This window comes from Paenibacillus sambharensis, from assembly GCF_003233845.1.
In the GTDB taxonomy this organism is placed as follows: domain Bacteria; phylum Bacillota; class Bacilli; order Paenibacillales; family Paenibacillaceae; genus Paenibacillus_I; species Paenibacillus_I sambharensis.
On sequence record NZ_QKRB01000044.1, the window covers coordinates 270,277 to 289,888 of the forward strand.

Below are 19,612 nucleotides of genomic sequence, written 5' to 3' on the forward strand. Positions count from 1 at the left end.
TATGCCTTGCCAAGCAATGGCTTCACTATTATATGAACTGAAGCGGGGGCGTCCCTAAGTCGTTATGACTTATGGGATAGCCCCTATTACATTCCCTGGTTGTTCCCGATTCTTGCCGGATAAGCACCGTTCGCTGCTGTCCTCCATAAAATATATGGGGGTGATCGCATGCCGATCAAGAACGGAGCGGACTATATAAGGCGGATCAACGGCCTTCGGCCGAACATACAAATTAACGGAGCTCCCGTGAATGGACCGGTCGCCGAGCACCCGGCGTTCAAGGGCGTGGTCCGGACACAGGCTGCACTTTACGATTATCAGTGTCATCCAGATAACTGTGAGCGCATGACCTTCCGCTCTCCTGCTGGCGGTGAATCTGTAGGCATATCCTTTCTCACGCCACGGACGAAGGACGACCTCATCAGGCGCCGGTCCATGGTTCAGGAGTGGGCCTCCATCCATCACGGGTTTATGGGCAGGTCCCCGGACTATATGAATACTGTCATAATGGTTATGAACGCAGCTGCGGACCGGCTGGGTGAATCCAATCCGCTGTTCGCGGAGAACATCAGGCGTTATTATACTTATTGCATGGAACGCGATATTACGCTTACTCATACCTTTATTAGGCCCCAGACGAACAGGGCAAGCTCCTCCACGGATTCAGCTGAGTTTGGTGATTTGGCCCGAATCGTCCGCTGGACTGAGGATGGCATTGTGGTAAGCGGCGGAACGATTGTCGCCACACAGGGAGGGATTACCGATGAAATTCTGGTGTTCCCGGGGCCGTGCCCGAAGCATTCATCTCCGGACCGCAATCCCTATGCCTTCGCGTTCGCAATACCGGCTGATACGAAGGGCTTGTCGTTCCTCTGCCGGGAGTCCTATACCAAGAACGGCATGTCTGCCGCTGATTACCCGCTCACAGCACAGTTTGAGGAGCCGGATGCAATCGTCGTGATGGAGGATGTGCTGGTTCCCTGGGAGAGGGTTTTCCTCGCCGGCGATACCAGTCTTGCGAACTCCTTCTTCTATGAGAGCAACTTTTACACGCATCTGGGTCATCAGGTTGTCGCCAGACAGATCGTAAAGACCGAATTTTTCCTTGGCACCATTCAGCTTCTGATTGACACACTTAACATCGGGGAGTATCTGCATATTCAGGATAAGCTCTCTGAGGTGATTGTATCACTGGAGGTCATGAACGCGCTGCTCACAGCTGCTGAGGAGCGAGCGGAGCTGGATGAGTGGGGCACCATGATGCCGGATCAGACGGCGATCCATACGGCCATGACGTATTTTCCAAGAGTTTATCCGCGGTTTGCAGAGATTATCCAGTTAATTGGTGCGAGCGGACTTGTCATGACGCCAACGGAGACGGATTTTGCCGGGCCTCCTCACAATCATCTGAATGCCTATCTTGGAACGGAACTTCATACCGGCATGGAACGGGTGAAGCTGTTTCGGCTGGCGTGGGATATGTCGATGAGCAGCTTTGGCGCGCGGCAGGTATTGTACGAACGGTTTTTCTTCGGGGACCCGGCACGGGCGGGAAAGCGCCTCTCGGCTGAATATGACCGGCTCTATGCAATTTCAGCAGTGAACAGGTTTCTGGAGCGGATTCCGGGTCAAGGCTCGCCATAACAAACGGGGCGGGTCTTTCTTTTTGCTTATCAGGAAGCTGCCTGCGTTCTGGTCTATAATCCTTGCCGGGGGAAGAAGCCGTCCTGGTGGACATGTTATGACACAAAAGTTGGCCTGAAGCTGCAAAATAAAGAGGATTCGGGAGAAAAATGTGGAATTGGTGAGAAGGAATAAATACAAGTAATCGAGGTTTCTATGACGAGCAGAGCAAGAGGAAGAGCAAGAGCGATTTCGTTGACGGATCATATGGATGTGTCCGAAGGGGCGCATATTTTATATTTCTACAGCTCGGATGAAGGTTATATGGATAATGCGTTTGCATTTGTCCGCGCCGGGTTGGAGCAGAATCAACAGATATTGCTGCTGGACAGTGAAGAGAATTATGAGCTAATCTGTAAAATGCTTGCCGGCTCTGGATTGGAGCAGGCAGTTAGCCGGATTCACTTTATTGCTCATGAGTGGTTCTATAGGTGCGAAAGCCTGGGAGAAGGTCTCTATAGGGACGAGCTTGGCAAACTGGCGCGGACGATGCAGGCAGGCGGGCAGCCAGTCCGGTCATGGGGGCATGTCTATTGGGTGGACAATAGCGAAGCGATCTTCTCGGTGCTGCAGGAATACGAGCGGTACTGCGACGACCTGTTCAGTGATATGGGGTTGTTTGGCGTATGTGTTTATGATGGCCGCAAGGTGCCTGCTGCGGTGCAGAATGAGCTGCTTAAGTCCCATGAGTACTTCATGACCGATACCTCGCTGACACCTTCCATGCTGTATGACAAGAAGGAGCAGGGCGTGCTGTTCCCATCGCTGGCCGTTCAGGCCCAGATGCAGTCAGAGGTGGATCTGTATAAGCAGAAGCTGGACTTCGTGCACGTGGTTTCCCATGAGGTACGCAATCCGCTTACTGTCATCAAGGCCTATGCGAGGATGCTGATGGAACAGGAGAAGGACGGCGCCAGCCGGTATAAGCTGCAGTCGATTACAGATTATGCGGATGTTATTGATAATGAAATGGCTCACATTATTAATACGGAGCAGATGCTGTCTACGGAATCCCTGTGGGAGAAGACATGGATCAAAGTCCTGCCGGTGCTGGAGGAAGTAAATGCCATAATGGAGACAAAAGCACGGACGCAGGCGATTGGCTTCGACAGCTGTCTGGAGCTTGAGGGAGAGCAGATTTACGGCAATGTGATCGGCCTGAAGTTAATTGTCTCCAATCTGCTGAGCAATGCGATCAAGTATAGTCATGAAGGCGGACGTATTCGTATCGAGGCATTTGCAGAGGATGGCGAATTGGTGGTGGCGATCCGGGATGAGGGGATCGGAATGAGTGAGGAGCAGGTCAGGAAGCTGTTCCGCAAGTACGAGAAGATGAATGTAGAGCGCAGCGGACAGGGGATTGGCTTGTTCATGGTCAAGAAGCTGCTCGATCACTTCGGCGGCCGAATAGAGGTTAACAGCAGGCTGCATACGGGTACCCTGATGAAGGTAACCCTGCCCTTGTCCGAAGGGGATAGTACTGACTAGTTAAGCAAGCTCTGAACATACAGCAGCCACCCCGGGCTTTCGGCCCCGGGGTGGCTGCTGTATGTCCGGCTGCTTCCTGCGGCCGGCTGTGTGATATTAACGTCCGTTCAGACCGAAGACGCTGCTTATAATGATCTCTGGCAGTTCGGCCTTCTGTGCCTGGTAATCCTCCAATGTGAGGCTGCCCGAAGCAAGGCGCTCATCCAGTTGAGCTGTCAGCTCAGCGATTTGCAGGCGGATAAGCTCCTGAACATCTGAATTGTGCGACTCTGCCAGTTCAGCGAGCGACATGCCTGTGTACAGCGCCTGGTATACTTCTTCCTCATCTGCTGCACCAAGTGCCCGGAGGAAGCCGTCACCGGTATCCTGCTTCATGATCTGAGGAGCAATGGCCGTTTGGGCGTTTGCATTGTCCGAGCCGATCATGGAGCTGATGGTGATGGCGAATGCTATCGTACCGACAACAATAATGCGTTTGGGACTCATATATGAATTCCTCTTTTCCTGATCATTTAGAATCTGCAGTATCGAAAAGCTCGCGTATGTATATTCTCTACTACGTTTATTTAGATACCCCGTTCCGGTTTTTTTGTAACAGCTGCTGATGATCTGGAATGTCTGGTGTAGTTACCCCCTGGCAGAAGTATTATCGCATGCAAACATTAAGAAAGCCTTAAAAGAAGCAAAGGGTTTCCTTAAAAAGCTGGCTTGAGAAGAGTAGAATCGCATATTTATACAGTATAGAAATGACAAGATAGTGGCCGCTTTTAGCTGCAAATCATGCAGCTTGTCTTGAAACATGTAGGATTTTAGCCTACTGGAAAAAACAGTGTCATAAAAATGCCGTTAATATATATGCATATTATACAGTCCAGTGTTATAATGAGATAGCATCTTTGAACGAGGGAAGTGATGTCATGTGCATGTTAGGTTATGCGGGAGAGATTACTTCCCAAACGAAAAACCTGCCGTGACTGATCATGGTTTTTTGGCTAAATAACCAATATTCTTGCCGTTTCCAATACACGATGTTATAATACTTCACATACATAAGATATGTGATGTCATGTATATTGTATACAGATTTTGGGAATGGGTTGAAATTCAGGGTGCCGGGAACCTCCTGCATCAAAGAAATTACATTAAAGTCTTGGGAGAGATGACAGATGAAGAAGTTTTTACTGCTTATCACCATGGTAACAACGCTGGCACTGACAGCCTGCGGACAAGGAAGCAAAGGCGCTAATGATCCTGCTCCGGCAAATAACAGCCAGGCAGGGGGGAGTACGGAGCCGACAGAACAGCAGACGAAGCTGGTTCTTGGTACAAGTGCGGACTATGCGCCATATGAGTTTCAGAAGATGATTGACGGTAAGAATACAATCGTTGGTTTCGATATTGAAATTGCCAAGGAAATTGCCAAGGATATGAACGCTGAGCTGGTCATTCAGAACATGGATTTTGACGGTCTGCTGATGGCGCTGAACGCCGGCAAGGTGGATATGGTCATCTCCGGTATGACACCAACACCTGAGCGTGCGGAGAATGTAGATTTCTCGGAGATCTACTATTATGCCGAGCAGGGTGTCCTGGTGAAGAAGGACCGTCTGGCCGAGTTCCCGACGCTTGAATCGCTGTCCGGCAAGAAGGTCGGCGTGCAGAAGGGCTCCATTCAGGAAGGCATCGCGCAGGAGATTGAAGGCGCTAAGCTGACATCCCTTGGCAAGATCCCCGAGCTGATCATGGAGCTGCAGACCGGCCGTGTCGATGCGCTGATTCTGGAGAAGCCGGTTGCTGACCAATACGTGCTGAAGCAGGATGACATCGCGCTTGCGGATGCGAAGATCGAACAGCCGAAAGAAGAGTCGGGTGCGGCAGTTGCCGTGAAGAAGGGGAATGCTGAGCTTCTGGAGAATATTAACAAAACGCTCGAGCGGCTGATGGCAGCAGGCGACATTGACCGCTTCGTGGTGGAAGCGAACGAGCTGGTTGGCGAATAGTCTATAGCAAGAGATCGTTCAGCCAAGGCGAATACAAACGGACGGAGTAGTTAGCGATGAATCTGGATTTTTCGTTTCTGGCGGACCACTGGCAGAGCTATGCCAGTGCCGCCTGGATAACCCTGCAGCTGTCGTTCTTCGGCGTGCTGCTGGGTACCATTCTTGGTATCGGATTCGCCCTTATGCGCCTCTCGGGCATTTGGGTGGTCAGGTTCCTCGCAACAGCTTACATTGAGCTGGTCAGAGGGACACCGATGCTGGTGCAGATTTTCATTATTCACTACGGTCTCACCCAGTTTGGGCTGGACTTTGCACCCTTCCAATCGGGTATAATCGCCCTTACGATTAACAGTGCTGCCTATATGGCCGAGGTATTCCGGGCTGGCATCATGGCGATTGACAAAGGTCAGACTGAGGCCGCGCGTTCACTGGGATTGTCCAAGGGAATGGCCATGCGGTACATCGTACTGCCGCAGGCATTCCGCAACATGCTGCCGGCAATCGGCAACGAGTTCATTATCATTATTAAGGACTCCTCACTGGTTTCGGTTATCGGCATAGCGGAAATTATGTATACAGCAAGAACGCTGCAGGGCAATCTGTTCCTGCCGCTTGAGCCGCTGCTCGTTGCAGCAGGTGTCTACTTCATTCTTACCTTTACGCTGTCGAAGCTGCTCGGCGCCTTGGAAAGGAAGTTGAGAAACCAATGATTAAAGTCCAGGGACTGCGTAAATCGTTTGGCAAGCTGGATATTCTGAAGGGAATCGATACGGAAATCCGCCAGGGCGAGGTAGTGGTGGTCATCGGACCAAGCGGCTCCGGCAAGAGTACGTTTCTCCGCTGCCTCAATTTCCTGGAGGTGCCGACAGCTGGCGAGATCGTATTCGAGGGACAGAAGATTGTGAACAAACAGTCTGAGCTCAATGCGATCCGCCAGAAGATGGGGATGGTGTTCCAGCATTTCAACCTGTTCCCTCATATGAGCGTAATGGAGAACCTGACACTGGGACCCCGGAAGCTCAAGAATATGAGCAAGGACAAGGCGGAAGCCACCGCCGTGGATCTGCTCCGTTCTGTCGGGCTGGAGGATAAGCGAAACGCTTATCCCGACTCGCTGTCCGGCGGCCAGAAGCAGCGGATAGCCATCGCCCGGGCACTCGCGATGCAGCCGGATGTCATGCTGTTCGACGAACCGACCTCCGCGCTTGATCCCGAGATGGTCGGCGAAGTGCTGGATGTGATGAAGAAGCTTGCACAGAATGGCATGACGATGGTGATCGTCACCCACGAGATGGGCTTTGCCCGCGAGGTTGGCGACCGGCTGCTCTTCATGGACGGCGGCAACATCGTGGAAGAGGGAGTGCCGCGTGAGGTGCTCCAGAACCCGCAGCATCCGCGCACGCAGGACTTCTTATCCAAGGTTCTGTAGGGCTGTTAATCTCGAATGGAATGTAATAAATCAAGCTTTCGTTGTATTTTCCTTTAGCTGCCTGAGAGGCTTGACCGCCTCTCAGGATTTCTTAACAAGGCATATGTATATTGTATTTTGTATATTGTATACAAAATACAAGTAATCATACTAAACCGAATAGGTGGGCTGATTCATGAAATCAACAACGTTTATGGAGCTTTCCAATACATACAGCGCGCACAACTATCATCCGCTGCCGATTGTGATCTCGAGGGCGGAGGGCATTTGGGTCGAGGACCCGGAGGGCAACCGCTACATGGATATGCTCAGTGCCTACTCCGCGCTCAATCAGGGGCACCGTCATCCAAAGATTATTCAGGCGCTGAAGGACCAGGCGGACATGGTTACACTGACATCCCGGGCCTTTCACAGCAGCACGGCGGGACTCTTTTATCATAAATTGTCGAAATATACTGGCAAGTCAAAAATCTTAGCAATGAACACGGGAGCCGAGGCAGTGGAAACCGCGGTCAAGGCGGTCCGCAGGTGGGCTTACCGGGTGAAGGGCGTGCCGGAAAATCAGGCCGAAATCATCGTCTGCGACGGAAATTTCCATGGACGTACGATTACGGTTACCTCGTTCTCTTCATCACCGGAGTACAAGAAGGACTTTGGCCCGTTCACACCGGGCTTCAAGATTATCCCTTACGGCGACCTGGAGGCGCTGGAGCAGGCGATTACACCGCATACGGCAGCCTTCCTCGTCGAGCCGATCCAAGGCGAATCAGGCATCATGATCCCGCCCAAAGGCTTCCTGAAGGCAGCGGAGGCCCTCTGCCGCAAGCATAATGTGCTGCTCGTGGCTGACGAAATCCAGACCGGCTTTGGCCGGACGGGAAGGCGCTTTGCAAGCGACTGGGATGATGTGACGCCGGATGTGTATGTGATGGGCAAAGCGCTTGGCGGCGGCGTGATGCCGATCTCGGCGATCGCGGCTGATGGTGAGATTCTGGATGTATTCGAACCCGGATCTCACGGCTCTACCTTCGGGGGCAATCCGCTTGCCTGTGCGGTGGCGATCGCAGCTCTTGAGGTGCTGGAGGAGGAAAGGCTGGCGGAGCGGTCAGAACGGCTTGGTGCTTACTTTGCGGAGAAGCTCGCGGCGATCAGAAGTCCGCTGGTGAAGGAAATTCGTGCGCGCGGCCTGTTTATCGGGCTGGAGTTGAATGCGGCGGCAAGGCCGTACTGTGAGCAGCTGATGACAGAGGGCCTGCTGTGCAAGGAGACGCATGAGACGACGATCCGTTTTGCTCCGCCGCTTATTATCGATCAAGCTGATATCGACTGGGCGCTGGAGCGCATTGAGGCTGTGTTGACGAGTGTCCATAGTGAATAGTCAGATCGGGGACTGTGGAGAGGAACCGAACGAATGGAGGCAAGGACGATGAGTATGATGGAACGGGAAGCGAAGGCGGTTGTTCAGAAGCAGGCGATGAAACTGCAGCTTATCCACGTGCCGTTCGGGCTTGGCGCGGGGCGTGCCGGAACAGAGCTGGGGCCTGGAGATATCCTGCACGCTGGCCTGGTACGGCAGATCCGGAACCTGGGGCATGACCTGGCGGATGATGTGTGGGTCAGCTGTGCGGATAAGCCAGCGGCGGCTCCGGCTCCGGGCGAGAGGCTGAAGCATTTTGCCGAGGTAGCGGAGATGAGCCGCAATGTATGCACGGAAGTATCGGCTGCGGTAGAATCCGGTGCATTCCCGCTGATCCTGGGCGGGGATCACAGCATTGCGATCGGCACAATGGCCGGCCTGGCGGCTCATTATCCAAGCCTTGGGGTCGTCTGGATTGATGCCCATACAGACATGAACACGGAGGCTACAACCCATTCAGGCAATATGCACGGGATGTCGCTGGCGATTGCGCTGGGGAAGCTGCGCAGTTTCTCCTACGCGGACATTCCGGGAGCCGGACCTTCTATTAAGAAGGGGAACATCGTCATGGTAGCCGCACGGGATATCGATCCCGGTGAACGTGAGCTGATCCGGAAGGAAGGTATCGCCTGCTTCACCATGCATGATATCGACCGGCTGGGCATTCATGCCGTCATGGAGAAGGCACTGGAGATTGCGGGCAGTGGAACGGATGGCGTCCATCTAAGCTTCGATATCGATTCGGTCGATCCTGTAGAAGCTCCGGGTGTCGGCACACCGGTGAGGGGCGGGCTGAGCTACCGGGAAGCGCATTTTGCCCTGGAGCTGCTGGCTGAGTCTGGCCTGATTACTTCTATGGAGGTTGTGGAGGTCAATTCGCTGCTTGATCCAAGCGGCCGGACAGCAAGGCTTGCAGTTGAACTGATTGCTTCCATGCTTGGCAAGCGAATTATATAAACAAGATGCGGCATAAGCTTTAGTCATGATAGCTTTATTTTATAGAGAAGGCAGGGATTATGATGACAAATCAGCTGTTTCCACCATTTGCGAATGAACCGTTCACAGATTTCAGTCAAGAGGATAACAAGAAGGCCATGCAGTCCGCTCTGGCGGCGGTACGTGCTTCGCTCGGCCAGCATTATCCGCTGCGCATAGACGGGAAGGCTGTCGAAACAGATGGCCGTATTACATCCATTAACCCCGCGAAGAAGGACGAAGTTGTGGGGACGGTGGGAAAAGCAAGCCGGGAGCTTGCAGAGGAGGCCATGCAGTCGGCATTAGCTGCCTTTGAGCTGTGGAAGAAGGTGCCTGCCGAGGAGCGGGCGGGATATCTGGTAAAGGCTGCGGAGCTGATGCGCAGCCGCAAGCATGAGTTCTCGGCATGGATGGTGCTTGAGGCCGGCAAGAACTGGGGAGAAGCGGATGCCGATACGGCGGAAGCAATTGATTTTCTGGAGTATTACGCCAGAGAGATGATCAAGCTGTCTGAGACGAATGAACGGCAGCCGCTTGTGAAGCTTGCGGGAGAAGACAATAAACTGACCTACATACCGCTGGGCGTGGGTGTTGTGATTCCGCCCTGGAATTTCCCGCTGGCCATCTGTGCGGGCATGACCTCGGCTGCGCTCGTCGCCGGCAATACCGTTGTTCTGAAGCCGGCTTCGACGACACCGGTCATCGCTTATAAGTTCTACGAATTAATGGTGGAAGCCGGAGTTCCCGCCAACGTGATTCAGTACCTTCCGGGAAGCGGCGGAGAGATTGGCGACTACCTGACCGGCCATCCGAAGACGAGATTCATCAGCTTCACGGGCTCGAAGGAAGTCGGCCTGCATATTAACAAGCTTGCTGCTGAACAGGCAGAGAGCCAGATCTGGATGAAGCGGGTCATCGCGGAGATGGGCGGCAAGGACGGCATTGTTGTCGATGAGACGGCTGATCTTGAGGCAGCAGCAGATGCGATTGTGGCTTCGGCATTTGGATTTCAGGGACAGAAGTGCTCCGCGGGCTCCCGTGCGGTGATCGTGGAATCCGTATATGACAAGGTGGTCTCGATGGTCGAGGAGCGGACGAAGAAGCTGGTGATGGGCTTGCCGGAGGATAATGCGCCTGTAGGGCCTGTAATTGATGAGACGTCCTATAACCGCATATTAGGTTATATCGAGAAGGGGCGCAAGGAAGGACGGCTGCTCGCCGGCGGCGGCAAAGGCCTTGACGGGGGTTATTTCATTGAGCCGACGGTATTCGCCGATGCAGCTCCTGATGCGGTTATCATGCAGGAGGAGATCTTCGGCCCGGTGCTTGCGCTTGCCAAGGCATCGGACTGGCAGGAAGCGATCGCCATTTATAATAATACGGAGTTTGGACTTACGGGAGCCTTCTTCTCGGGGAATGAGCAGCGGATTCAGACGGCGCTTGAAACGATGCACTGCGGCAACCTCTATATCAACCGCAAATGCACCGGCGCTCTCGTGGGCGTGCATCCGTTCGGCGGCTTTAATATGTCGGGTACCGATTCGAAGGCGGGCGGCCATGACTATCTGCTGCTGTTTACCCAAGCGAAGCTCACCTCGCGCAGAATCGGCTAGGCTGCAGGAAGACCTGCAGCGGATACGGCCGCAAATATAGTAGTGGCTGACATGTTGCAAGTAATAACCGGTGGAATCTTCCGCCGGTTATTTGTGCTTTCTATTGGCGAATGGAGGGCAGGGGAAGGGGGTAAGGTATGTTAAGGCAGGGCAAGACAATGTTGACAAGCGAATGGAGGAGGATGAGGATGAAGGATCTGGTACAGCAGATCAGTGCGGATGCGGTTCGAATCAGCGGTCCGGATAATCTGGATGAGCTTGTGGAGCAGGCAGGCGATGCTTCGGTCGTGCTGCTCGGCGAGGCCTCCCACGGTACCTCCGAGTTTTATACGATGCGGGCGGAGATTACCAAGAGACTGATTGAGCGCAAGGGCTTTCGGATTGTCGCGGTGGAAGGGGACTGGCCTGCCTGCTATGAGGTCAACCGATATATTAAAGGGCAGGGGAAGACTGCGCATCATGCCGAACAGGCACTCCACGCTTTTACCCGCTGGCCGACCTGGATGTGGGCAAACCGTGAGGTTGCTGACCTTACCCGGTGGCTGCATTCCTTCAATGAAAGCAGGACAGGTATGGACAAGGCGGGCTTCTATGGACTGGATGTCTATAGTCTGTGGGAGTCGCTGGATGAGATTATGAGCTATCTTGAGCGAACCGGGTCCCCCGATCTGGAACAGGCACGGCGTGCTTTCGACTGCTTCGAGCCATACCGCCGGGATGAACAGACCTATGGAGTATCGGCTTCGTTCTTCCGGGAGGACAACTGCGAGCAGGAGGTAGTGGAGCTGCTTAACCGGATGCGGACAGAGCGCCATAAGCAGGAAGAGCAGGGCGACGAGCAGGCTCTGAGTGCGGAAATTAACGCGCTTGTGGCGGTGAATGCAGAGCAGTATTACAAGGCTATGGTGAAGGGCGGCCCTGAATCATGGAATATACGCGACCAGCATATGACAGAGACACTGGATATTCTGCTCCGGCAGTATGGCAAAGGCGCCAAGGCGATTGTGTGGGAGCATAACACGCATATCGGGGATGCCCGGGCCACGGATATGGCGGCAGAGGGAATGGTTAACATCGGCCAGCTCGCCCGCGAGGCGTACGGAATGGATGAGGTGTTTGCGATCGGCTTCGGCACTTATGAGGGCACGGTTATTGCCGGCAAGCAGTGGGGAAGTCCCATGGAGCGGGTTACGGTTCCCGCTGCACTGAAGGGCAGCTGGGAGGAAGCCATGCATAACGCGGGTGCCTTTGACAAGTGGCTGATGCTGCGCGGACGGGACGATGTATATGGAACGGTCATTCCCCATCGAGCGATCGGCGTTGTCTATGATCCGCGCTATGAGCGTTACGGCAATTATGTACCGTCCGTCATGTCGGAGCGCTACGATGCCTTCATCCATGTAGAGCGATCCAAGGCGCTTGAGCCGCTGGCTGGTATACCGGTGGAAGTGTATTAAAGCATTGCAGAAAGCAGAAACCGAATTGGGCAGCAAAAAAGACAACCTGGCTTCTCTCGGTGCCGGGTTGTCTGCGCTGTACCTATAATTTATAAGAACAGGTTGCGTTATGATGAGGTAACCGACAGTTGCATGAACACCTGCGGCCGGCTATTTAAGGGCATAAGCAAGCCCTTGGAGCACCTGGCTTACAACGTCATTGTCCTGGTCGGTATGCTGCAGGAACAAGCCTCCTTCAATTGTGGCAATAATCATGGCTGCGGCTTCCTTGACCGGCAGCTGGGGATCCAGCTCGCGTTTGTTCACTCCTTCTTGCAACAGCTTCTCCACTAATGTCATCTGAGATTGAAAGAAATCTCCGATCTTCGCACGTATCATGACCGCTTCTTGTGCAGCTTGTGTGTATAAAGTCACAAACGGGCTCCCTCCAAGACCGGTTACCGACTGATCCACCAATCCCTTGACCAGCATAATCAGCCTCTGCGTTGCGGGCAGATCGCTTCTGCTAACCGTATCGTCCATGGCTTGGTTGTATTGGGCAATCAGATCATCCACGATCGCTGCGAGCAAATCCTCCTTCCCTTTAAAATGATAGTAGATGTTCGTTTTGGACACTTTACTGGCGGCGACAATATCATCCATGCTCGTTAAGTGATAGCCCCGCTCCAGAAACAGGGAGGCGGCTATACGGAGCACGGTTTCCCGGTTAGTGGTTTTTTTGTTTTTGATCATGAAAGTACTTTACAGGACACGGCTTATTTTGTCAAAAGATCCCTGTAAAACTTTAGGATTGTTAGCCGTTTTTCTGGGTGCCTGAGATTGGCGTTATTCCACCAAAGAGCATACGTTAGGACGGGCATATTCAATAGACAAGAACAAACAATTTTCGCAGCGCCGGCTGAGGATAGGTCGGTTTTTTGGGCAAAGAAGACGGCAAATTGAATAGAGAAGACAGCAGGCAGCCCGTATGATTGGGAAAGAAAGCACTTACATCCTTGGACACCGGTCTTCCAATACCTTGAGTAAAGGGGGAGTGCTGCAGTTATAACAGCCGGGATTGATGATACGCGGCATGGTAACACCAATCATATATTAGGAAAGTGAGGGATCATCGTTTTGAACCGAAGATTTAATAAGGGATGGACGCTGCTGCTTGCAATGGTCATGCTGGTCTATACCGTTATGCCGGCTGTTGGAGCCGGATTGCAAACCGTCCATGCGGAACAGGCCGTGTGGAAGTTTGATTTTGGCACGAAGACAAGCCCGGTCCTTGATGGCTATACGGGCATTCACGAGGAACTGCTGTATACAGAGGAAACGGGTTATGGCCTGTCGGCTGCTGTTGCCTCAAGGCACCGGGGCGGGACAGAAGCAGATGCGATGGCTGCCGACTTTGTCCTTGGAAGCGCATTCTCTTTTATCGTGAATATTCCGGACGGCAACTATAATGTAACCGTCTATTCGGGTGACCTGCTCACAGGAACATCGACGACCAATACCCGCACGACGATTGGCGGAGAGCTGATGGGTACGATCAGCACCCGACAGGCGGTTTCGCAAGCGACCTACCCGGCGGCTGTCACGGGCGGAAAGCTGGAGCTGGCGTTCAGCGGCAATGGCGTTGGCGCTTATGTGAACGGTGTGGTAATTGAGAAAGCTGAGGCTGAGCCGCCGGCAGCTCCCGCAGCCCCAACAGGGCTCACGGTCTTGGGATCGAGTGCTGCAGGAGTAGGCCTGAAGTGGACAGAATCTCCTGCTGCTTCGGGATACAGCGTGTACCGTTCGGTTTACGAAGGGGATAGCTATCAGAAGCTCGGGAGCACAGAGACTCCAAGCTATACGGATACGGGGGTCGAAGCGGGCATGAGCTATATGTATCGAGTGACTTCGATCGGCCTGGATGGCCAGGAATCCGAACCAAGCCTTCCGGTTGCCGCGGAAGTCAGCGGGGAGATGAATCCGCCGCAGTCGCTTCCGGAAGCGCTGCCATACCAGTTTGACTTTGGGCCTGGTGAGCAGGCGGAGGGCTATCTGAAGGTGGAATCCTCGGCTGCTTATGCCGCGGAGCGGAAGTATGGCTTTGCCGATCCTCAGAAGGTAGGGGCGGGGAGCCGCGATACAGGCGATGCGCTGAAATCGGATTTCAGTGTGCCGGCGGGTACGGCCTTCCTGCTAGATCTGCCTAACGGTGACTACAGCGTGACGGTTATCGCTGGCGATTCGGCGGAAGCGTCCGAGATCGCAGTCAAAGCGGAGTTAATTGAGAAAATCCAGCTCACGCCTGTAGCGGCGGGTGAGTATATGGAGCGCACCTTTGACATTGCTCTGACAGATGGACAGCTGAGCCTGGAGTTCAGCGGCGCGGCACCGAAGCTGAACGGGCTGATCGTCAAGAAGCTTCCGGAGCGTGAGGCTGGCAGTCTGCCTGAGGTCTATATAGCTGGAGACTCCACCGTTCAGACCTATGATGAATACTGGAAGCCGGAGGCAGGCTGGGGCCAGATGATCGGCCGGTTCTTCGATGATTCCATCGTCTTCCACAATCATGCCATCGGGGGACGCAGTACGAAGTCGTTCCTTGAGCAGGGAAGACTGGATGCTATTTTCCGTGCCATCAAGCCGAATGACTATTTCCTTATCCAGTTTGGCCATAACGATGCGACGATCAGCAGGCCGGAGCGGTATGCATCCGTTCCAGATTATAAGAATTATCTCAAAACCTACGTGAACGGTGCGCGTCAGCGGGGAGCCGTCCCTATTCTGGTGACACCGGTAGGACGCAGAGATTTCAATCCGGAGACCGGCAAGTTCAATGTCAGCTTCCCGGAATACGTAAAGGGCATGAAGGAAGTTGCGGCGGAGCTGGAGGTGCCGCTCGTCGATCTTAGCGCCCTTAGTGTTGCCTATTACGACTCTATTGGCCCAGCAGCTACGCTGTCAGTGTTCCTGCATGTGGAACCGGGCATCTATCCGGCATTCATGAATGGTGTGCAGGATAACACCCACTTCCAGGAGTATGGAGCTATTCAGCTTGCGCGGCTGGTATCCGGGGCGATCAAGGACCTTGGCCTCCCGCTGTCCGAGTATGTGACGGGGATCGAGCCGCCGGATGCTCTGCCGGAGAAGCCGCAGGGCCTTAAGGCAGGCAGTATCAGCAATGCTACGGCGACTCTGAACTGGAATGCATCTGAAGGAGCGGATATTTACCGGATCTACAGGAAGCTGAAGGATGGCGCTGATTATACGCTGATCGGGACGGCAGCCGTTCCGCAGATTACGATTGGCGGCATGGAGGATGGCAAGGAGTATCAGGTGCGGGTATCAGCCGTCAACGGACTGGGTGAGTCGGAGCTTTCGGACGTGCTGACCATTCGCATGAAGAAGGCGCAGTTCAAGTATGATTTCGGTCTGACAACCAGCCCGGTCGCAGAAGGCTATGCGGCTGTCACGCCACAGACGCAGTATACAGAGGAGCGAGGCTACGGCCTTCTGACGACGGAGGGGATGGATGGCCGGGACCGCGGGGCAGGCGACGATCTGCAGCGGGACTTCATTATGCGCGGCGGCGGCTTCGAGTTCCAGGTGGATCTCCCTAACGGAATCTATTCCGTTAAAGTGCTGATCGGGGATATGCTGGCAGGCGCGTCCGCGCGTACGAGCGTCACCATAGAAGGCAAGAATCTGGGTACTTATTCATCCGGCAAGGCCAGCACAACCGAGCAGGTCTTTAACAATATTGAAGTGAAGGACGGCAGGATGAACTTCATGTTTGCCGACCAAAGCTCCATTGTTAACGCCGTAGAGATTACACCAGTTATCCAGGCGCCGGGTGACCTTAAAGCGGATTCCAAATCGCTGGACCCAGATAGTCCTTCCGTGACCCTGTCCTGGACGGCGGTCGAAGGCGCGGCAGGCTACGGGGTATACCGCAAGGATGTCGAGGCTGCGGCTCCGGTACTGCTTGCGAAGGTTGCGGAGTCTTCCTATACGGACCAGGAAGCGGTCATCGGCTCGGAATACGAATACACAGTTACAACGCTGGAATCACTGGATGGCTCCGGACTGGAATCGGTCCCGTCGGATCGGGTCCTGGTCTCCATGACGGATCCAGACGCCGCTGCGCCGCCTGCGCCGGTGAACCTGTCGGCGGTGTCAGTAACGAAGAATGAAATCACAATTACGTGGAATGAGGTGCCGGAGGCCTTGTCCTATCAGATCTTCCGGGCAGATAAGAACGGGAGCTATGTGCTGATTGGCAAGACAGCAGAACTGACATTCAAGGACACGGACGTGCTGACCACGGTTCCTTATTCTTACAAGGTCGCAGCGGTTAACGCAGGAGGTGTATCCCCGCTGTCAGAGGCTCTGGTGACAGAGGCGGGAACCGTTCTTAGCAGGCAGATGGAGTACTTGAAGAGAGCGCTTGTTGCCGTGAAGACGGATGAAGGTGTCTATGTCGGCTGGCGGATGCTGGGTACGGACCCTGAGAATATCGCCTTCAATCTGTATCGCAACGGCAAGAAGCTTAACGGCGAGCCGCTGACTGGCAGCACGAATTATCTTGACAGCAAGGGCAAGACGGATGCTGTATACGAGGTAAGAGCTGTCGTGGATGGCAGAGAAGAGCCGTCGGGAGAAACGGCACAGGTCTGGGGAGGAAGCAGTCTGGACATCCCGCTGAATAAGCCGGAAGACGGCGTAACGCCGCTTGGTGATCCCTATACCTACCGGGCTAACGATGCCAGTGTAGGCGACCTGGATGGCGACGGGGAGTATGAGTTTATCGTGAAGTGGGACCCGAGCAATTCCCAGGACAACTCAAAAGCCGGTTATACCGGCAATGTGTACATTGACGCCTATAAGCTCGATGGTACGCAGCTGTGGCGGATTGATCTGGGCCGCAACATCCGGGCGGGTGCACACTACACGCAGTTCATGGTCTATGACCTGGATGGTGACGGAAGAGCAGAAGTTGCCATGAAGACTGCGGATGGATCTGTAGATGGAGAAGGCGTTGCAATTGGTGATCCGTCGAAGGACTTCCGCAACTCCTCCGGTTATGTGCTGAGCGGGCCGGAATACTTGACAATCTTTGACGGCCTGACCGGCAAGGCGCTGGCTACAACCGATTATGAGCCGCCGCGCGGAACGGTTGATTCATGGGGAGACGGCTATGGCAACCGGGTTGACCGCCTGATGGCGGCCGTTGCTTACCTGGACGGCGAACGTCCTAGTCTGGTCATTACCAGAGGCATCTACACCAGATCGGTTCTCGCAGCTTATAACTGGCGGGATGGGGAACTGACGAAGCTGTGGACCTTTGATACGAAGAATGACGGTTATGGCTCATTTGCCGGCCAGGGTTATCACAGCCTGAGTGTTGCGGATGTGGATCGCGACGGCAAGGATGAGATTGTCTATGGCAACATGGTGGTGGATGATGACGGAACTGGTGTTTACTCGACCGGGCTTGGGCATGGCGATGCGCTGCATGTCAGCGATCTGAACCCTGCAAGACCTGGACTAGAGGTGTTCTCTACACAGGAAAACAAGGGATCGCCATACGGGTATTCCATGCGTGACGTAGCGACCGGCGAGGTTCTCTGGGGCGTGCACACCGGTGAAGATACCGGCCGGGGCGCAACTGCAGATATTGATCCCCGGCATACTGGCGCAGAGGCCTGGGCGGTATCCGGCGCCTGGAACAGCCGCACAGGCGGCCTGTATTCTGCACAGGGAGAGCGGATTTCCGACTCCATTCCATCTGCCAACTTTGCAATCTGGTGGGATGGCGATCTGCTGAGAGAGCTGTTGGACCACAACTTCAATGCAGAGGCAGGCGTTGGCGTCGGCACAATTGATAAATGGGATTACGAGCAGAGCAAGCTTGTTAACCTGCTCACAGCGACAGGGACGTACTCGAACAATCACACGAAGGGCACACCGGCTCTGCAGGCGGATCTGTTCGGCGACTGGCGCGAAGAGGCGGTATGGCGGACCGAGGACAGCAGCGCGCTTCGTATTTATACAACCACTGCCGTGACGGACCACCGCATCTTTACGCTGATGCATGATCCTCATTACCGTCTGTCTATCGCATGGCAAAATGTGGGCTACAATCAGCCGCCGCACACCAGCTTCTTCCTGGGCCACGGCATGGAGATGCCTGCTATGCCGCGTATTTACACGGCGGGAGCAGGTGCGCCGGTTACTGGCATAGCCGTAGAGCCGGGTAAAGCCGATGTCAAGGTAGGTGAACAGCTTCAGCTGAAGGCAGTCATCTCACCGGCAGGCGCGTCTGACAAACAAGTGACCTGGACGTCCGCAGACCGCAGCATTGCAGAGGTCAGCGAGGGTGGTGTTGTGACGGGTGTAAAGCCGGGACGGACGACAATAACCGCGGCAACGCGGGACGGCGGCTTTAAGGCAGAGGCGAATATCATCGTTAAGCCGAATAACGGAAGCTCCCAGCCATTTCTGAAAGGGCCGGAGCGCAGTGCCTCTGGCGAGCCCTTTGACTTGATTTATGGTCTGGGTGCGGGTAAGGAAGAGGCAGCCGCGCAGGATATCACGATTCACTATGATGCCGAGCGGCTGCGGTTCGTCTCCGTAATGCCTGTGGATGACAGCCAATTCGCTGTGGCTGACTATGATGCTGAGCAGCCGGGGGTTGTTCGCATCCTGGGCGTTCATGTTGGAGAAGAGCCGACAAAGGCGGCGGACGGATTGCTGAAGCTTGCCTTCCAGGTGAAGCCGGAGGCGAAGAAGGGTGCAGCTGGAATCTCGGTTGCCAGCCTGATTGCAGCCAGCGGAGCGGGCAAGGAAACGAAGCTCGAGGGGACAACACACTCTCTTCAAGTTAACCTTGCAAATGCGTCTGATCTGGCGGAGCTGATTACACAAGCTCAGAAGCTGCTTGATGAGGCCGTAGAAGGCAAGCGTGCTGGCCAGTACCCGGCGGGGTCCAAGGCTGCTCTGCAGGCTGCAGCTGCTGCTGCGGCAGCAGTCGCTGACAAGGAAGATGCATCGCAGCAGGAGATTGAAGCAGCGCTGAAGGAGCTCAGCCAAGCCGTGACCGTATTTCGTGCTTCTGTCCTTGTAAGCAAGCCGGAAGACCATAATGAGATTGGGAAGCGGTCGGTTGGCGACCTGGCTGTTATGACGAAGAGCTATGGCATGACCTCAGCTGATCCAGGCTGGAATGCCGCGAAGAAGAATGACCTGAACAATGACGGGAAAGTTGAAATCGTGGATCTGATTATGATGGCCCGTACGATTTTGAACAAGTAAGTGTGTACGGGGCTTGTAAGGGAGGGGCGGCGCAAGCCGTCCCTTTTTCTCATGAAGCAGCGGAGGTAAACAGTATGAAGGGGATGGATGCATGCCCGGCGGCAGGTGTCACTGCGGGTGGCGAAAGCGGGATTTTGTACTGATTTTCAGCGTGAAATAGTCACTTGCACCCCCTTGTTTTTTTGATTTTTCCGCTTATTTATGGTATGGTTGATACAGCTAAAGATGGAATCCACTCACATTAGGCGGGGGTTTAAAGG

At 54.3% G+C, this 19,612-nt stretch carries 12 protein-coding genes; 10 read left to right on the top strand and 2 right to left on the bottom strand.

Annotated elements, in window-relative coordinates:
• Positions 1-168 precede the first annotated feature (168 nt).
• Both hpaB and DNH61_RS12630 read left to right on the top strand, forming a co-directional pair.
• A complete protein-coding gene (hpaB, locus tag DNH61_RS12625; protein ID WP_111147010.1) occupies positions 169-1,644 on the top strand; it encodes a 4-hydroxyphenylacetate 3-monooxygenase, oxygenase component in 1,476 nt (491 codons plus the stop codon).
• A 195-nt stretch (positions 1,645-1,839) separates the two neighbouring features.
• The gene (locus tag DNH61_RS12630) at positions 1,840-3,171 is read left to right on the top strand and encodes an MEDS domain-containing protein (RefSeq protein WP_111147011.1); all 1,332 of its coding nucleotides are present in this window, start codon (positions 1,840-1,842) and stop codon (positions 3,169-3,171) included.
• Between the two features lie 96 nt (positions 3,172-3,267).
• Here the strand turns inward: DNH61_RS12630 and DNH61_RS12635 are convergent, their stop codons facing one another.
• Complete coding sequence (locus DNH61_RS12635; protein ID WP_111147012.1) at positions 3,268-3,657, bottom strand: hypothetical protein; 390 nt, start codon at positions 3,655-3,657, stop codon at positions 3,268-3,270.
• A 680-nt stretch (positions 3,658-4,337) separates the two neighbouring features.
• Here DNH61_RS12635 and DNH61_RS12640 point away from each other — a divergent pair.
• From DNH61_RS12640 to DNH61_RS12670, 7 genes are all read left to right on the top strand, one after another.
• Positions 4,338-5,171 carry an ABC transporter substrate-binding protein gene (locus DNH61_RS12640; RefSeq protein ID WP_111147013.1) on the top strand — a complete coding sequence of 278 codons (834 nt, stop codon included), beginning with the start codon at positions 4,338-4,340 and terminating at the stop codon, positions 5,169-5,171.
• 56 nt (positions 5,172-5,227) lie between these two features.
• On the top strand, positions 5,228-5,881 hold the full coding sequence (locus DNH61_RS12645) for an amino acid ABC transporter permease (protein WP_111147014.1): 654 nt from the start codon (positions 5,228-5,230) through the stop codon (positions 5,879-5,881).
• Entirely contained in the window at positions 5,878-6,600 is a 723-nt protein-coding gene (locus DNH61_RS12650) for an amino acid ABC transporter ATP-binding protein (protein ID WP_111147015.1), read from the top strand. Before DNH61_RS12645 ends, DNH61_RS12650 begins: the two co-directional genes overlap by 4 nt.
• A 175-nt stretch (positions 6,601-6,775) precedes the next feature.
• Positions 6,776-7,978, top strand: a complete 1,203-nt coding sequence (locus DNH61_RS12655; protein ID WP_111147016.1) for an ornithine--oxo-acid transaminase — start codon at positions 6,776-6,778, stop codon at positions 7,976-7,978.
• Between the two features lie 48 nt (positions 7,979-8,026).
• Positions 8,027-8,974: an arginase gene (gene rocF, locus DNH61_RS12660; RefSeq protein ID WP_245948162.1), complete on the top strand. Its 948-nt coding sequence runs from the start codon at positions 8,027-8,029 to the stop codon at positions 8,972-8,974.
• A gap of 59 nt (positions 8,975-9,033) precedes the next feature.
• Complete coding sequence (gene pruA / locus DNH61_RS12665) at positions 9,034-10,605, top strand: L-glutamate gamma-semialdehyde dehydrogenase (RefSeq protein ID WP_111147017.1); 1,572 nt, start codon at positions 9,034-9,036, stop codon at positions 10,603-10,605.
• A gap of 188 nt (positions 10,606-10,793) precedes the next feature.
• Positions 10,794-12,062 (top strand): erythromycin esterase family protein, encoded by a 1,269-nt coding sequence (locus DNH61_RS12670; RefSeq protein WP_111147018.1) that lies wholly within the window; start codon positions 10,794-10,796, stop codon positions 12,060-12,062.
• 150 nt (positions 12,063-12,212) lie between these two features.
• On the opposite strand, the gene DNH61_RS12675 is transcribed toward DNH61_RS12670, so the two are convergent.
• Positions 12,213-12,794, bottom strand: coding sequence for a TetR/AcrR family transcriptional regulator (locus DNH61_RS12675; RefSeq protein WP_245948163.1), 582 nt, complete (start codon positions 12,792-12,794; stop codon positions 12,213-12,215).
• A 384-nt stretch (positions 12,795-13,178) separates the two neighbouring features.
• Between DNH61_RS12675 and DNH61_RS27025 the strand changes: the two genes are divergently transcribed.
• Positions 13,179-19,352 (top strand): rhamnogalacturonan lyase family protein, encoded by a 6,174-nt coding sequence (locus DNH61_RS27025; RefSeq protein WP_181438690.1) that lies wholly within the window; start codon positions 13,179-13,181, stop codon positions 19,350-19,352.
• Positions 19,353-19,612: the final 260 nt, after the last annotated feature.

Excerpts from the sequence above, each read along its gene's own strand:
- hpaB (WP_111147010.1), top strand. The coding sequence starts at position 169 with ATGCCGATCAAGAACGGAGCGGACTATATAAGGCGGATCAACGGCCTT.
- DNH61_RS12630 (WP_111147011.1), top strand. The coding sequence starts at position 1,840 with ATGACGAGCAGAGCAAGAGGAAGAGCAAGAGCGATTTCGTTGACGGAT.
- DNH61_RS12635 (WP_111147012.1), bottom strand. The coding sequence starts at position 3,657 with ATGAGTCCCAAACGCATTATTGTTGTCGGTACGATAGCATTCGCCATC.
- DNH61_RS12640 (WP_111147013.1), top strand. The coding sequence starts at position 4,338 with ATGAAGAAGTTTTTACTGCTTATCACCATGGTAACAACGCTGGCACTG.
- DNH61_RS12645 (WP_111147014.1), top strand. The coding sequence starts at position 5,228 with ATGAATCTGGATTTTTCGTTTCTGGCGGACCACTGGCAGAGCTATGCC.
- DNH61_RS12650 (WP_111147015.1), top strand. The coding sequence starts at position 5,878 with ATGATTAAAGTCCAGGGACTGCGTAAATCGTTTGGCAAGCTGGATATT.
- DNH61_RS12655 (WP_111147016.1), top strand. The coding sequence starts at position 6,776 with ATGAAATCAACAACGTTTATGGAGCTTTCCAATACATACAGCGCGCAC.
- rocF (WP_245948162.1), top strand. The coding sequence starts at position 8,027 with ATGAGTATGATGGAACGGGAAGCGAAGGCGGTTGTTCAGAAGCAGGCG.
- pruA (WP_111147017.1), top strand. The coding sequence starts at position 9,034 with ATGATGACAAATCAGCTGTTTCCACCATTTGCGAATGAACCGTTCACA.
- DNH61_RS12670 (WP_111147018.1), top strand. The coding sequence starts at position 10,794 with ATGAAGGATCTGGTACAGCAGATCAGTGCGGATGCGGTTCGAATCAGC.
- DNH61_RS12675 (WP_245948163.1), bottom strand. The coding sequence starts at position 12,794 with ATGATCAAAAACAAAAAAACCACTAACCGGGAAACCGTGCTCCGTATA.